Annotated in this window: 13 protein-coding genes; 10 read left to right on the plus strand and 3 right to left on the minus strand. The window is 73.2% G+C overall.

The features are described 5' to 3' along the window. Positions 1–87: 87 nt before the first annotated feature. From ACSP97_RS21875 to ACSP97_RS21915, 9 genes are all read left to right on the plus strand, one after another. Positions 88–942: a bifunctional methylenetetrahydrofolate dehydrogenase/methenyltetrahydrofolate cyclohydrolase gene (locus ACSP97_RS21875; RefSeq protein ID WP_355145591.1), complete on the plus strand. Its 855-nt coding sequence runs from the start codon at positions 88–90 to the stop codon at positions 940–942. Positions 943–988: 46 nt separating this feature from the next. After that, positions 989–1,483 carry a DUF3017 domain-containing protein gene (locus ACSP97_RS21880; protein ID WP_382077595.1) on the plus strand — a complete coding sequence of 165 codons (495 nt, stop codon included), beginning with the start codon at positions 989–991 and terminating at the stop codon, positions 1,481–1,483. Between the two features lie 223 nt (positions 1,484–1,706). Further along, a complete protein-coding gene (locus ACSP97_RS21885) occupies positions 1,707–3,020 on the plus strand; it encodes a DUF2690 domain-containing protein (RefSeq protein WP_440553877.1) in 1,314 nt (437 codons plus the stop codon). A gap of 361 nt (positions 3,021–3,381) precedes the next feature. Next, on the plus strand, positions 3,382–4,371 hold the full coding sequence (locus tag ACSP97_RS21890) for a malate dehydrogenase (RefSeq protein WP_355145595.1): 990 nt from the start codon (positions 3,382–3,384) through the stop codon (positions 4,369–4,371). Positions 4,372–4,683: 312 nt separating this feature from the next. Further along, entirely contained in the window at positions 4,684–6,204 is a 1,521-nt protein-coding gene (locus ACSP97_RS21895) for an aldehyde dehydrogenase family protein (RefSeq protein WP_355324241.1), read from the plus strand. Positions 6,205–6,248: 44 nt separating this feature from the next. Beyond that, complete coding sequence (locus ACSP97_RS21900; protein WP_440553878.1) at positions 6,249–7,787, plus strand: GMC family oxidoreductase; 1,539 nt, start codon at positions 6,249–6,251, stop codon at positions 7,785–7,787. Continuing rightward, entirely contained in the window at positions 7,784–8,953 is a 1,170-nt protein-coding gene (locus tag ACSP97_RS21905; RefSeq protein WP_355145601.1) for a quaternary amine ABC transporter ATP-binding protein, read from the plus strand. Before ACSP97_RS21900 ends, ACSP97_RS21905 begins: the two co-directional genes overlap by 4 nt. Beyond that, positions 8,953–10,881, plus strand: coding sequence for an ABC transporter permease (locus ACSP97_RS21910; RefSeq protein ID WP_440553880.1), 1,929 nt, complete (start codon positions 8,953–8,955; stop codon positions 10,879–10,881). The genes ACSP97_RS21905 and ACSP97_RS21910 overlap by 1 nt, the downstream gene beginning before the upstream one ends. Before the next feature lies 1 nt (position 10,882). Then, positions 10,883–11,842, plus strand: coding sequence for an ABC transporter substrate-binding protein (locus ACSP97_RS21915; RefSeq protein WP_355145605.1), 960 nt, complete (start codon positions 10,883–10,885; stop codon positions 11,840–11,842). A 7-nt stretch (positions 11,843–11,849) separates the two neighbouring features. Here ACSP97_RS21915 and ACSP97_RS21920 read toward each other — a convergent pair whose 3' ends face one another. Together ACSP97_RS21920 and ACSP97_RS21925 are read right to left on the minus strand one after the other, a co-directional pair. Further along, positions 11,850–12,581, minus strand: a complete 732-nt coding sequence (locus tag ACSP97_RS21920) for an isocitrate lyase/phosphoenolpyruvate mutase family protein (RefSeq protein WP_440553881.1) — start codon at positions 12,579–12,581, stop codon at positions 11,850–11,852. Further along, a complete protein-coding gene (locus ACSP97_RS21925) occupies positions 12,578–13,075 on the minus strand; it encodes a carboxymuconolactone decarboxylase family protein (RefSeq protein ID WP_355145609.1) in 498 nt (165 codons plus the stop codon). The genes ACSP97_RS21920 and ACSP97_RS21925 overlap by 4 nt, the downstream gene beginning before the upstream one ends. Positions 13,076–13,121: 46 nt before the next feature. On the opposite strand from ACSP97_RS21925, the gene pdxR reads away from it, so the two are divergent. Continuing rightward, positions 13,122–14,510 (plus strand): MocR-like pyridoxine biosynthesis transcription factor PdxR, encoded by a 1,389-nt coding sequence (gene pdxR, locus ACSP97_RS21930; RefSeq protein WP_440553884.1) that lies wholly within the window; start codon positions 13,122–13,124, stop codon positions 14,508–14,510. A 10-nt stretch (positions 14,511–14,520) separates the two neighbouring features. On the opposite strand, the gene ACSP97_RS21935 is transcribed toward pdxR, so the two are convergent. Next, positions 14,521–15,378, minus strand: coding sequence for a helix-turn-helix domain-containing protein (locus ACSP97_RS21935; protein ID WP_358270846.1), 858 nt, complete (start codon positions 15,376–15,378; stop codon positions 14,521–14,523). Positions 15,379–15,425: the final 47 nt, after the last annotated feature.

A 15,425-nucleotide genomic window follows, 5' to 3' on the forward strand; every position in this document is an offset into this window, starting at 1 on the left:
TTGTGCAAGTGCAACATCCGTGATCACAACGGCCTGGACACGGACCCGGATTGGAACCCCGGGGCGGTCATCCGGGAGGATGGGGGTATGACCGCCCAGATTCTCGATGGCAAGGCCACCGCAGCCGCGATCAAGTCCGATCTGACCGTCCGCGTGGCGGCGCTGAGGGAGAAGGGAGTCACGCCCGGACTCGGCACCGTCCTGGTCGGCGACGACCCCGGCAGCCGCAAGTACGTCGCGGGCAAGCACCGCGACTGCGCCCAGGTGGGCCTCGCCTCCATCCAGCGGGAGCTGCCGGCCACGGCCACCCAGGAGGAGATCGAGGCGGTCGTCCGCGAGCTGAACGAGGACCCGGCCTGCACCGGCTACATCGTGCAGCTGCCGCTGCCCAAGGGCATCGACGAGAACCGCATCCTGGAGCTGATGGACCCGGCCAAGGACGCGGACGGCCTGCACCCGATGAACCTGGGCCGCCTGGTGCTCAACGAGCCCGCCCCGCTGCCCTGCACCCCCAACGGCATCCTCACCCTGCTGCGCCGCCACGGCGTGGAGATCAAGGGCGCCGAGGTCGTCGTCGTCGGCCGGGGCGTCACCATCGGGCGTCCGATGCCGCTGCTGCTCACCCGCCGCAGCGAGAACGCCACCGTGACCCAGTGCCACACCGGCACCCGCGACCTGTCCGCCCACCTCAAGCGGGCCGACATCGTCATCGCGGCGGCCGGCTCCCCGCACCTGATCCGCGCCGAGGACGTCAAGCCGGGCGCGGCCGTCCTCGACGTCGGCGTCTCCCGCAACGCCGAGGGCAAGATCGTCGGCGACGTCCACCCGGACGTGGCCGAGGTGGCGGGCTGGATCTCCCCGAACCCCGGTGGTGTCGGTCCGATGACCCGGGCCCAGCTGCTGGTCAACGTGGTCGAGGCGGCGGAGCGCAGTGCCGGCTGACGACACCCGCGGCGGTGACGCGACCGCGACCGCGAGCGAGGCGAGCGTGAACGACGAGAGCGTGGACCGCGTGAGCGCGGACGACGACGGTGTGGTGGAGGAGACGGTCCGCGACGCGATCAGCGCCCCGGACGCGCAGGGGCGCCCGCGCCGGGTCACCCGCCGCTTCCCGCTGTTCACCAGGGACACCGCACGGCCCGAGGGCGGTGGCCGGGCCGCGTCCGGCGCCGCCCCGGCGCCCGCGCGGCAGTGGCCGCTGCTGGTGGTGCTGGGCACGGTCGCGCTCGGCCTGCTGGTGACCGCGCTCGACGCGTTCCGCATCGGCATCCTGCTGATCGGCGTCGGGCTGCTGGCCGGCGCGGTGCTGCGCTGGATGCTGCCCGGGGTGGGCATGCTCGCCGTCCGCTCCCGGTTCACCGACATCAGCACCTACGGCGTCCTCGGCCTGGTGATCGTCCTGCTGGCGCTGATGGCCCAGCCGCAACCCTGGCTGGAGATCCCGTTCCTGAAGGACACGCTGCACTCCACGGTGACCAGGTAAGGCCACCGGAACGGCGGTTCGCCCCCTCCCCCGAGCCGGGACGAACCGCCGCCCGAGACACCCTCGCCCGCGCCGAACGGCCTGATCGACGGCCGTCTTCGCGCTGTGGCACGGAAGTGACCGTTCCGCTACGGTGACCGCGCGCTGCCTCTCCGTGCCCTCGCGGTGCCGATGTGTGGACAGTTCGGGATACGTGACAAAGTGGGGATGAGGGGGGAAGTCGATGCCTCGTTGGAACACCCTGCCGAAGGAACTCGACCCGGAGATCAAGGAGTTCGTCAACCAGCTGCGCTGGCTGGTGGACCTCGGCGGTCTGCATGTCGCGGACCTGGCCGACCGCACCGGCTACGGCAGGACGTCCTGGGAGAGTTACCTCGCCGGCGAACTCCTCGCGCCCAAGGGGGCGGCCGTCGCGCTCGCCGAGGCCGCCGGGGCCAGTCCGGTCCCGCTCGTCACCATGTGGGAGCTGGCCGAACGCGCCTGGCGGCGGACGGAGGCCGGGCTCGACCACACGGCACAGGCGCTGCGCGTCTCCGCGGCCGCCGGCGATTCCGGCGCGCCGTCCGCCCGTGCCGCCAAGGGAGTCGCCGCCCTCGCCGGCCCGCGGGACACCTCCCCGGGAATCCCGGCCCAGCCGACGGCCGCGCAGGCCGGCGCCCGCGACTCCTCGGCCGGGAGCCGGGGCCCCTCGCGGGCGGGCGCCGGTCCCGCGGCGCGGTCCGGCGGGTGGCCGAAGGTGACCGGAACGATGGACGTCGCGCGGCCGGAAGGGCCGGGGCTCGGGACGGGACGGGACGGCGGACGGCCGGAAGGCCCCGGAACGGCGAGCGGCGGATGGCCGAAGATTCCCGTGCAGGCCCCGCGCGGCCCGATCACCGCGAGCCCCACGAGCCCGGCCGCTCCCGTGGGCACGACAGCTCCCCTGAACGCCGTCGGCCCCTCCACCCCTCCCGGCGGCCTCGGCCCGAACACCGCGCCCGTCCGGCCGAACCCCCAGGGCCCCGACGCCGGATCGCCCGCCGGGACGTCGCGTGCCGCCGGGTACCGGCAGCCGGCGCTGATGTTCCTCGCCGGGTTCGTCACCGTGCTGCTGGTGATCCTCGGGGTCTTCCACTTCACCGGGCGGCACGGCGGCGGGCACGCGAAGGCCGCCGCGCGTCCGGCGCCGACCATCAGCGCCAAGGAGAGCCTGCCGCCCGGGGTCCGGTGCGCCGACTCGGACTGCGTCGGCAAGGACGCCGAGACCATGGGGTGCAGCGGCGACCAGGTGGCCACCGCCCAGAGCGTCTCGCTCGGCGCCACCACCCTGGAGGTCCGCTACAGCAAGGTCTGCGGCACGGCGTGGGGCCGCATCACGAACGCCGTGCCCGGCGACAAGGTCCAGGTCACCGGGGCCAAGGGCACGGCCCGGCAGACCGGGGAGATCACCGCCGTCGGCGAGACCATCGCGTACACCCCGATGATCGCCGTACGTGATCCGGCCGAGGCCACGGCGTGCGCCGCCCTCGCCTCCGGCCGTACGGCCTGCACGAAGTGACGGGCGCCTTCGGCCGTACGGCCTGCACGAAGTGACGGTCCGGCACGCCCGCGGGGGCCGAACGGATGAATTCCGCTCAGGGGGCATGCCCGGCCCGATCCTGGGCACGCGCTCGGATACCCCCCACGGGAGACCGGTGCGCCGGTACCCCCACCGGCGGCCGTCTCCGTCCCCCCTCTCCGGACGGGCGGCCGCCCTTTCGTACCTCTCGTGACCCTCTGTGGGGTGAGCCACACGGCCCGGCACGTCTCGCATGCCGGATGCGCGATAGCCTGACCGGTGGATCTCTCTTGATACCAAGAGATCGATCATCCGCCCGGGGCAGGGACGCCCCACCGCCAGCTGTCATACGGAGAACGCCATGACCCGCACTCCCGTGAACGTCACCGTCACCGGCGCGGCCGGCCAGATCGGTTACGCCCTGCTCTTCCGCATCGCCTCCGGCCAGCTGCTGGGCGCGGACGTTCCGGTCCGCCTGCGCCTCCTGGAGATCACCCCGGCGCTCAAGGCCGCCGAGGGCACGGCCATGGAGCTGGACGACTGCGCCTTCCCGCTGCTCCAGGGCATCGACATCACCGACGACCCGAACGTCGCCTTCGACGGCGCCAACGTCGCCCTGCTGGTGGGCGCTCGCCCGCGCACCAAGGGCATGGAGCGCGGTGACCTGCTGGAGGCCAACGGCGGCATCTTCAAGCCGCAGGGCAAGGCCATCAACGACCACGCCGCGGACGACATCAAGGTCCTGGTCGTCGGCAACCCGGCCAACACCAACGCGCTGATCGCGCAGGCGGCGGCGCCGGACGTACCGGCCGAGCGGTTCACCGCGATGACCCGTCTGGACCACAACCGGGCGCTGACGCAGCTGGCGAAGAAGACGGGCACCTCGGTCGCCGACATCAAGCGGCTCACCATCTGGGGCAACCACTCCGCCACCCAGTACCCGGACATCTTCCACGCGACGGTCGCCGGCAAGAACGCCGCCGAGGTCGTGAACGACGAGAAGTGGCTGGCCGAGGACTTCATCCCGACCGTCGCCAAGCGCGGCGCCGCGATCATCGAGGCCCGTGGCGCGTCGTCGGCTGCCTCCGCCGCCAACGCCGCGATCGACCACGTGTACACCTGGGTCAACGGCACCGCCGAGGGCGACTGGACCTCCATGGGTATCCCGTCGGACGGCTCCTACGGCGTCCCGGAGGGCCTGATCTCCTCCTTCCCGGTCACCACCAAGGGCGGCACGTACGAGATCGTCCAGGGCCTGGACATCAACGAGTTCTCCCGTGCGCGCATCGACGCGTCGGTGAAGGAGCTGTCGGAGGAGCGCGAGGCGGTCCGCGCCCTCGGCCTCATCTGACGGTAGTCCGTCCCGGGTTCTTCCCGCGTGGGCCCCGCTCCGGTTCCTCCGGAGCGGGGCCCACGCGCGTCCCGGCGAAGGCGCGCCCGGGGCCGCCGTCGTCTTCACCGGCCGTACCGGGGCCGTGGACCGAACGCAGCGCCCCCGATACCCGTTTCTGTCTGTTTTCCACCGCCTTTTTAGTGACGCCGCGCACTTTCGCTCGCCGATTCCGCATGCAAACCGAAAGCCATGGGCAGGCGGCCACGGTCTTTGACCCCGGTCACCGGGTGACGCAGGGACGTGAAACGGTAACGGAAGGCAACACCGATCATGGCGGACAGAACGGCACGACAGGCCCACGAGACCATCCACGCGGGCGGCGAATGGCTGGCGGCGATCTCCGGCGCGACCCGGGAGATCCTCGACCCGGCGGACGCCCGGCCGTTCGCGGTGGTCGCGGAGGGCGACGAGAAGGACGCCGAGCGCGCCGTGGCCGCGGCCCGGCAGGCGTTCGACCAGGGGCCCTGGCCCCGCACCCCGGTCGCCGAACGCGCCGCCCTGCTGCGCCGCGTCGCCGATCTCCTCGTACGCGACCGCGAAGTACTCGGCCGGCTGGAGGCCCGGGACGCGGGCAAGACGGTGGAGGAGGGCCGGGTCGACATCGACTGTGTCGCCGACGCCTTCCGCTACTTCGCCGACCTGGTGGCCGCCGAGGCCCCCGGCCGGGTCGTGGACGCCGGGTCGCCCGACGTCCACAGCGTGGTCGTGCACGAGCCGGTCGGTGTCTGCGCCCTGATCACCCCCTGGAACTACCCGCTGCTCCAGGCCAGTTGGAAGATCGCCCCGGCACTCGCGGCCGGCAACACCTTCGTGATCAAGCCCAGCGAGATTACCCCGATGACCACCGTCGCGCTGATCGAGCTGCTGGCCGAGGCCGGGCTCCCCGCGGGCGTCGCCAACATCGTCACCGGACCCGGCCACTCCGTCGGCGCCCGGCTCGCCGAGCACCCCGGCGTCGACCTGGTCTCCTTCACCGGCGGACTGGTCAGCGGCACCAAGGTCGCCCAGGCGGCCGCCCCCACCGTGAAGAAGGTCGCCCTCGAACTGGGCGGCAAGAACCCCAACGTGGTCTTCGCCGACGCCTGCGCCACCGAGGAGGGCTTCGACACCGCCGTGGACCAGGCCCTCAACGCGGCCTTCATCCACAGCGGCCAGGTCTGCTCGGCCGGCGGCCGGCTCATCGTCGAGGAGTCGGTGCGCGAACGCTTCGTCGCCGAACTCGCCCGCCGCGCTCAGCGGATCAGGATCGGCCGCGGCACCGAGGACGGCGTCGAGGTCGGCCCCCTCGTCTCCGAGCAGCAGCGCGCCAGGACCGAGGCGTACGTGGCCTCCGCGCTCGCCGAGGGCGCGGTGCTGCGCTGCGGCGGCAAGCGGCCCGAACCCGCCCCGGAGCGGCCCGAGTCGGGCTACTTCTACGAGCCGACCGTCCTGGACGCCTGCCACCGTGGGATGAAGGTCGTCCGGGAGGAGGTCTTCGGACCCGTGCTCACCGTCGAGACCTTCACCACCGAGGACGAGGCCGTCCGCCTAGCCAACGACACCGAGTACGGCCTGGCCGGTGCCGTGTGGACCACCGACCCCGGCAAGGCCCGGCGCGTCGCGGCCCGGCTGCGCCACGGCACCGTCTGGATCAACGACTTCCACCCCTACCTGCCGCAGGCGGAGTGGGGCGGCTTCGGCAAGAGCGGCACCGGCCGCGAGCTGGGCCCCGCCGGACTCGCCGAGTACCGGGAGACCAAGCACGTCTACCAGAACCTCGCACCCGCGCCGGTGCGCTGGTTCGCCGGCTGAGCCCGACCCGACCTTCCTCTCACACCCCCTGGAGTAGCACCCCCATGCCCGAGACCCCCCACGTCTACGACTACGTCGTCATCGGCGGCGGCACGGCAGGCTCCGTCATCGCCTCCCGCCTCGTCGAGGACCCCGACGTCACCGTCGCCGTCATCGAGGGCGGCCCCAGCGACATCGACCGCGAGGACGTGCTGACCCTGCGCCGCTGGCTGGGCCTGCTCGGCGGCGACCTGGACTACGAGTACACCACCGTCGAGCAGCCAAACGGCAATTCCCACATCCTGCACAGCCGCGCCAAGGTGCTCGGCGGCTGCTCCTCGCACAACACCCTGATCTCCTTCAAGCCGTTGCCCTCCGACTGGGACGAGTGGGAGGAGGCCGGCGCCAAGGGCTGGGGCGCGGTGCCGATGGAGGCGTACTTCGCCCGGCTGCGCAACAACATCGTGCGCGTCGCCGAGAAGGACCAGAACCCCGTCGCCAAGGACTGGATCGACGCGACGAAGACCGCGATCGGCGTCCCCGAGGTGATCGGCTTCAACGACAAGCCGTTCCACGAGGGGGTCGGCTTCCTCGACCTCGCCTACCACCCGGAGAACAACAAGCGCTCCTCCGCCTCCGTCGCCTACCTGCACCCGCACCTGGAGGCCGGCGACCGCCCCAACCTCACACTGCTCCTCGAGACCTGGGCGTACCGGCTGGAGCTGGACGGCAAGCGCGCCACCGGCGTCCATGTGCGCACCAAGGACGGCGCGGAGCGGCTGATCAGCGCCCGCCAGGAGGTCGTGGTCTGCGCCGGCGCCGTCGACACGCCCCGGCTGCTGCTGCTGTCCGGCATCGGCCCGAAGCGGGACCTCGAAGCACTCGGCATCCCCGTGGTGCACGACCTGCCGGGGGTCGGCGAGAACCTCCAGGACCACCCCGAGTCGGTGATCGTGTGGGAGACGAACCGGCCGCTGCCGGAGAACTCCGCGATGGACTCCGACGCCGCGCTGTTCGTGCGCCGGGACGAGTCGCTGGACGCCCCCGACCTGATGTTCCACTTCTACCAGATCCCCTTCACCGACAACCCGGAGCGGCTGGGCTACGAACGCCCCGAGCACGGCGTGTCGATGACCCCGAACATCCCCAAGTCCCGCGCTCGCGGCCGCCTTTACCTCACGAGCGCGGATCCGGAGGTCAAGCCCGCACTCGACTTCCGCTACTTCACCGACGAGGACGGCTACGACGCCCGGACCCTGGTCGACGGCGTGAAGATCGCCCGTGAGATCGCCCGGACCGAGCCGTTCGCCGGCTGGCTGAAGCGCGAGGTCTTCCCCGGCCCCGACGTCACCGACGACGAGCAGCTCAGCGAGCTGCTGCGCAAGGCGCACCACACCGTCTACCACCCCGCCGGCACCTGCCGGATGGGCGCCGCCGACGACGAACTCGCCGTCGTCGACCCCGAGTTGAAGATCCGCGGACTCGACGGCATCCGCATCGCCGACGCGTCCGTCTTCCCGACCCTGTTCGCCGTCAACCCGATGATCGGGGTGTTGATGGTCGGGGAGAAGGCCGTCGACCTGATCGGAGGCGATCGCCGATGAGCATCACCGTCCCCACCCGCAAGCCGCCCACCACCGACGCCCCGGTCTTCTCGGTGTCCCACCTGTGGAAGGTCTTCGGCGCCAAGCCCGAGCGCGTCCCGGCCGACCCCGAGCTCGCCGCCCTCGAACCGGCCGACCTGCGCGCCCGCACCGGCTGCACGGCGGCCGTCCGCGACGTCTCCTTCGACGTCCGCAAGGGCGAGGTCTTCGTGGTCATGGGCCTGTCCGGCTCCGGCAAGTCCACCCTCGTGCGCTGCCTGACCCGGCTGATCGAGCCGACCTCGGGCACCATCGCCATCGACGGCGAGGACGTGACCGCCATGGACAAGGCCCGACTGCGGGAACTGCGCCGCCACCGCGCCGCGATGGTCTTCCAGCACTTCGGCCTGCTCCCGCACCGCACCGTCCTCGACAACGTGGCCTACGGCCTGGAGATCCAGGGCGTCGGCAAGGCCGAGCGCCGCGAGCGCGCCACCGAGATCGTCGCCAAGGTCGGCCTCGCGGGCATGGAGCACCGCCGCCCCGGCCAGCTCTCCGGCGGCCAGCGCCAGCGCGTGGGCCTCGCCCGCGCCCTCGCCGTGGACCCCGAAGTCCTCCTGTTCGACGAGCCGTTCAGCGCCCTCGACCCGCTCATCCGGCGCGACATGCAGGACGAGGTGACCCGCCTGCACCGCGAGGAGGGCCGCACCATGGTCTTCATCACGCACGACCTCAGCGAGGCCCTCAAGCTCGGCGACCGCATCGCCCTGATGCGCGACGGCCGGATCGTCCAGCTCGGCACCCCCGAGGAGATCGTCGGCTCCCCGGCCGACGACTACGTCCGCGAGTTCGTCCGGGACGTGCCGCGCGAGCAGGTCGTGACCTGCCGTACGGCCATGCGCCCGGCGACCTCCGAGGAGACCACCGAGGGCCCGGCGCTCGCCCCGGAGGCCACGGTCTCCGAGGCCATCGAGGCCGTCGCGCGCACCGGCAGCCCCGCCCGCGTCATGGACCAGGGCCGCTGCCTGGGCGTCGTCGACCGCGAACAGCTCCTGGACGTGGTGGCCGGCGTGGCCGCGGAGCCGGCCGCCCCCGCCGGCCGCGCCACCCCCTCCGCGCGGCCGGGCGCGGGCGCATCCCGCGGACACGGGCACGCCAGGAAGCCGGCCACCCCGGAGGCGGTCTGATGGCTGTCCTCACCGCCCCCGCCCTGCGCACCAAGGCCCCCGCGGTGCTGCGCAACAGAGCCGTCGGCAAGCTCCTGCTGCTCGCCCTCGTCACCGCCGTGCTCCTGCCGGTGCTGCACGGCCGCGCCTGGCCGCACCACCTCACGGTCAGCCTGACCAAGCCGCTGACCGACGCCAGCGGCTGGATCATCGACAACCGCGACACCCACCCGCTCTTCCTCTACTTCTTCGGCTACGTCAGCGAGGCGGTCGTCCTCTCCGTCCGCGCCGTCTACGTCACCCTGCTGGCCATCGGCTGGCCGGGCGTCACGGTGCTCGGCGCCCTCGTCGCCTGGCGCGTCGCCGGTCCCCGCCTCGCCACCGGCACCGCCGTCGCCTTCCTGGCCTGCGGCGTGCTCGGCATGTGGGAGCCGACCATGCAGACCCTCGCGCTGATGGTCGTCGCGGTCCTCGCCTCCGTGCTCGTGGGCGTGGTGCTCGGCCTCGCCGGCGGCCTCTCCGAACGCCTCGACCGCGCCCTGCGCCCGGTCCTGGACACGATGCAGGTCCTCCCGGCCTTCGCCTACCTCCTCCCCGTCGTCCTGGTCTTCGGCATCGGCGTCCCCGCGGCCGTCCTCGCCACCGTCGTCTACGCCGCCCCGCCCATGGCCCGCCTCACCGCGCTGGGCCTGCGCGGCGCCGACCCCGAAGTCCTGGAGGCCGTGGAGTCGCTCGGCGCGACCCGCCGCCAGCGGCTGCTGACCGCCCGCGTCCCGCTGGCCCGCAAGGAACTCCTGCTGGGCCTCAACCAGACGATCATGATGGCGCTGTCCATGGCCGTGATCGCCTCCGTCATCGGCGCCGGCGGCCTCGGCGACCGCGTCTACCAGGCGCTGTCCACGGTCGACGTCGGCCAGGCCCTGGCCGCGGGCATCCCGATCGTGCTGCTCGCGGTCGTCCTCGACCGGGTGACCGGCGCGGCCGGCGCCGCGGGCGACAAGGGCCCCCGGACCATCGGCTGGGCGTACGCCCTCGCCGTCACCGTGGTCGCCGCGCTCGCCGCCCGGCTGCTCGGCGCCCTCGACTGGCCGAACGGCTGGAGCCTGGACATCGCCCAGCCGGTCAACCACGCCGTCGACTGGATGACCTCCCACCTCTACTCCGGCGTCCCGGTCGTCGGCGGCACCGCGGACTGGGCGGGTCACTTCACCACCTGGGTGCTCGACCCGATCCGCGACGGCCTGCAATGGCTGCCCTGGTGGTCGGTGCTGCTGATCGTCGCCGCGCTGGCCTGGCTGATCGGCACCTGGCGCACCGCGCTGACCGCCGTGCTCGCCATGGCCGCGATCGGTGTGCTCGGCGTGTGGGAGCCGTCCCTCGACACCCTCTCCCAGGTGCTGGCCGCCGTCGCCGTCACCCTCGTGCTCGGCATCGCCACCGGCATCGCCGCCGCCCGCAGCGACCGCGTCGAGCGCGCGCTGCGCCCGGTGCTCGACGTCTTCCAGACGATGCCGCAGTTCGTGTACCTGATCCCGGTCGTCGCCCTGTTCGGCGTCGGCCGCGCCCCCGCCGTCGCCGCGGCCGTCGTCTACGCGCTGCCCGCCGTCGTGCGGATCACCTCGCAGGGGCTGCGCCAGGTCGACCCGGCCGCGCTGGAGTCGGCGCGCTCGCTCGGCGCGACCGGACGGCAGCAGCTGTGGCAGGTGCAGCTGCCGCTCGCCCGCCGTGCGCTGCTGCTCGCCGTCAACCAGGGCGTGGTGCTGGTCCTGGCCGTCGTCATCATCGGCGGTCTGGTCGGCGGCGGCGCCCTCGGCTACGACGTCGCCTACGGCCTCGCCCAGGGCGACCTGGCGACCGGTCTGGTGGCCGGCGCCGCCATCGTCTGCCTGGGGCTGATGCTGGACCGGGTGACCCAGCCCACCGAACGCCGCGCGGGGAAGGGAGCCTGAGATGCGACGCCGACTGCTCACCACGCTTCCGGTCGGGCTCGCCGTGCTGGCGCTGACCACCGGCTGCGGTGCGGCCGACATGACCAAGCAGGCCAGCCCGTTCGCCCACGCCGGCGGCGGCAAGAGCGTCACGCTGTCCGTGCAGTCCTGGGTGGGCGCCGAGTCCAACGTGGCCGTCGCCCAGTATCTGCTGGAGCACGAGCTGGGCTACCGCGTCGACACCGTGCAGGTGGACGAGGTGCCCGCGTGGGACGCGCTCAGCCAGGGCCGGGTCGACGCCCTCCTGGAGGACTGGGGCCACCCGGACCAGGAGAAGCGCTACGTCGACGACAAGAAGACCATCACACGCGCCGGCGATCTCGGGGTGACCGGCCACATCGGCTGGTTCGTGCCGACGTACCTGGTCAAGCAGCATCCCGACATCACCGACTGGCGGAACCTGAACAAGTACGCCTCGCTCTTCCGCACCGCGGAGAGCGGCGGCAAGGGCCAGCTGATGGACGGCTCCCCGTCCTATGTCACCAACGACAAGGCGCTGGTGAAGAACCTGAAGCTGAATTACCAGGTGGTCTTCGCCGGTTCCGAGGCGGCGCAGATCACCCAGATGAAGCAGTTCGCCAAGGAGAAGAAGCCCTTCCTGACGTACTGGTACTCGCCGCAGTGGCTGTTCAAGAAGGTCCCGATGACGGAGGTGAAGCTGCCGCCGTACAAGAAGGGCTGCGACGCGGACGCGGCGAAGATCGCCTGCGCCTATCCGCGCACCCCGCTCCAGAAGTACCTCAACGCCGACTTCGCCCGGTCGGGCGGCAAGGCGGCCGAGTTCCTGAAGAGGTTCCGGTGGACCACGGACGACCAGAACGAGGTCTCGCTGATGATCGCCCAGGACAAGCTGTCCCCGGACGAGGCGGCGAAGAAGTGGGTGGACAGCCACCCTGCCGTGTGGAAGAAGTGGCTGCCCTGAGCGCCGACTAGCGCAGACTGGCGGCCAGGTCCCGGGCCGCCGCCGTGGCCCGGCGCTGGAGCTGCGGCCCGAACGTGATCCGGGTGGCCCCGAGTCCGCCGAGCGCGGCGGGCCCGGGGCCGTCCGTGTCCAGCCGGGCCAGCACGTTCAGCGGGCCCTCGATCCCGGCCCGCAGCACGGGCAGGGCCGCCACCGGCGCCATGATCGGGTACACGCATCCGGCGCCCGCCGCGATGTACAGGGCGGCCCGCTCCACGGTCCGTCCGAGGTCGCCGTCGCCGTGCACGAAGGTGTCGACCCGGGCGTTGAGGAAGATGCGCCCGGCGGCCGCCGCGCAGAACTCGGCGAGGTAGTCGGCGTGCTCCCGCGGGTCCTTGAGCACTCCCTCGGCGGAGTCCTCGATGTTGCAGCCCACGACCCCCGCCTCCAGCAGCCGCTCCACCAGCTCCTTCGGCGCGATCCCGTACCCGCCCTCGATGTCCGCCGAGACCGGCACGTCCACCGCCCGCGCGATCCGGGCGACGGCCGCGAACATCTCGTCCGCCGGGGTGTGCCCGTCCTCGTACCCGAGCGCCGCGGCGATCCCCGCGCTCGGCGTGGCCAGCGCCGCGAACCCGGCCTCGGCGAAGGCCCGCGCGGCGGCCGCGTCCCAGGGGCCGGGCAGCACGAGCGGATCGTCCTGCGGGCGCCCCAGGTGCAGCGCGCGAAACGCCCGCGCCTTGTCCGGGGACGTGCTCACCGGTGCTGGCCCGGCTGGTAGTGGCCCGGGGTCATCCGGGCGGTGACACCGAACCGGTTCCAGGCGTTGATCACCGTGATCGCGGCGATCAGCCGGGTCAGCTCGGCCTCCTCGAACTGCTTGGCGGCCCGCTCGTACACCTCGTCCGGCACGAAGCCGTCGGTGAGGACGGTGATCGCCTCGGTCAGCTCGATCGCCGCCAGCTCCTTCTCCGTGTAGAAGTGCCGCGACTCCTCCCACGCGCCGAGCTGGACGATCCGCTCCACGCTCTCCCCGGCCGCCAGCGCGTCCTTGGTGTGCATGTCCAGGCAGAAGGCGCAGTGGTTGAGCTGGGAGGCGCGGATCTTGACCAGCTCCAGCAGCTTCGGGTCCAGCCCCTGCCGGGCGGCGGTGTCCAGCCGGACCATCGCCTTGTACACGTCCGGCGCGTGCTCGGTCCAGTTCAGCCGCGGGGCGTGCTCCGCCGCGTACTCGGTGTTCTCGTCCGTGTTCATGCCTCCACGGTAGGAGCCGGGCAGCCCAGGAGTATGGTCCATTTCCATGGCGGAATCCTGGGCCACTTTGGGCGTCGACCTCCATCTGGAACCGGCCGGCCCGGGCGGGCTGCGCCGGGGTCTGACCGACGCCCTGCGCGACGCGGTGCGCACCGGCCGGCTCGCCCCCGGCACCCGGCTGCCCTCCTCCCGGGCCCTCGCCGCCGACCTCGGCATCGCCCGCAACACCGTCGCCGAGGCCTACGCCGACCTGGTGGCCGAGGGCTGGCTCACCGCCCGGCAGGGCTCCGGCACCCGGGTCGCCGAACGCGCCGTCGTGCCGCCCAGCGGCCCCGCACGCCACCACCGCGCCCCCGCCCGTCCCCTGCACAACCTGGTCCCCGGCACCCCCGACCTCGCCGCGTTCCCGCGCGCCGAATGGACCAGGGCCGCCCGCCGCGCCCTGGCCGCGGCCCCCAACGACGCGCTCGGCTACGGCGATCCCCGCGGCCGCCCCGAACTGCGCACCGCCCTCGCCGGCTACCTCGCCCGCGCCCGGGGCGTGCGCGCCGACCCGGAGAACACGGTGATCACCGCCGGGTTCTCGGGCGCCCTGCGTCTGCTCGGACCGGTGCTGCGCGCCCGCGGGGTGCGCACGGTGGCCAGCGAGCCGTACGGCCTCGACCTGTACCGGGGGCTGCTGGAGAACGCCGGCCTGGCGACCAGCGCGCTGGCGTACGACGAACTCGGCACCGAGCCGAGCCCGTTGGGCACCGAAGGCGCCGTACTCCTCACCCCCGCCCACCAGTTCCCCATGGGACTGCCCCTGCACCCGGACCGGCGGGCGGCCGTCGTGGACTGGGCCCGGCGCACTGGCGCGCTGGTCCTGGAGGACGACTACGACGGCGAGTTCCGCTACGACCGGCAGCCCGTCGGCGCGCTCCAGGGCCTCGACCCCGACCGCGTCGCCTACCTCGGCACCGCCAGCAAGTCGCTGGCACCCGGCATCCGGCTGGGCTGGATGGTGCTGCCGCCGGACCTGGCGGAGGAGGTCACCGCGGCCAAGGGGCACTCCGACACGGTGGGCGTGCTGGAGCAGCTCACCCTCGCCGAGTTCCTCACCTCGGGCGCCTACGACCGGCAGGTCCGCTCCGCCCGGCTGCGCTACCGGCGCCGCCGCGACGCGCTCGCCGCCGCCGTCGCCGACCGGGCGCCCGCGGTGCGGGTCACCGGGATCGCCGCCGGGCTGCACGCGGTGCTGCGGCTGCCGCCCGGCACCGAGCCCGCCGTGGTCCAGGCCGCCGCCTGGCAGGGCCTCGCGCTGCACGGCCTGTCCTACTACCGGCACCCCAAGAGCACGGCCGACCACCTGGACGCGCTGGTCGTGGGGTACGGGACCCCCTCCGACAGCGCGTGGCCGGCGGCGCTGGAGGCGCTGTGCCGGGTGCTCCCGTAGGGGCGGGGGCTCAGCCGGTGGCCGGCCGGAACACCAGGAAGAAGAACCGGGCGCCCGGCGAACCCAGCGGCTGCGCCGCGCACAGGGTCACCGCGCCCCGCACCGACGGGACGTGCTCGGCGCAACACCGGTCGGCGTCCGCGGAGTCGAGCCCCGCGTGGCGCAGCGGCCGGGTGTCCCCGTCCTGCTGCACATAGGTGATGTCGTGCCGGCGGTAGACGGGTCCCACCACGGGGTCGTCGTTCACCTCCGCGTCCAGCCGCCGCAGATCCGCGTTGTCCGGATGGGCCGCCACCGCCGCCCGCAACTGGGCCGCGACGGGCGCCGCCCACCGCTCCTCCCAGTCCACCAGATGGTGTTCGCGCGCCTCCTCGCACAGCAGCATCCAGCGCATCAGGTTCCGCTCCGGCAACGCCGGTTCGGCGCCCTGGCGCCGGGGGAACATGCGCAGGAAGTCGTCGTTCCAGCCGAGGACGTTCCAGGCCACGTCGTTGACGTAGCAGGGCAGGCCCGACACACTCCGGACCGCCGTCGGCCAGGCCGGGTCCACCCGGGTGCCGGCCTCCGGGTTCATCGGGACGGGCGGCTCGTGGCCCAGCGCGTAGACGTACAGCGCGGCCCGCTCCGGCTCCGCCATGCGCAGCACCCCGGCGACGGCGTCGAGGAACTCCGGCGCGGGGGAGGGCATGTCACCCCGCTCCAGCTGGGCGTAGGTGCGCTCGGAGACGTACAGCGCGTGCGCCACCTGGGCCTGCGAAAGCCCGGCGGAGCGCCGGCCGCGCCCGGTGCGGCGGGGCCAGCCCAGCTCGGTGGGGTCGATCAGCGAACGCTTGTGCCGCAGCAGCGACCGCAGGGCCTGCCTGTCCATCCCTCGTTCCCTCCCGGTGAGCGCGCGACCTCGCCGCCCCGCCCGGC

This window comes from Streptomyces sp. SCPE 10, assembly GCF_051980735.1.
Classification (GTDB): Bacteria; Actinomycetota; Actinomycetes; order Streptomycetales; family Streptomycetaceae; genus Streptomyces; species Streptomyces misionensis.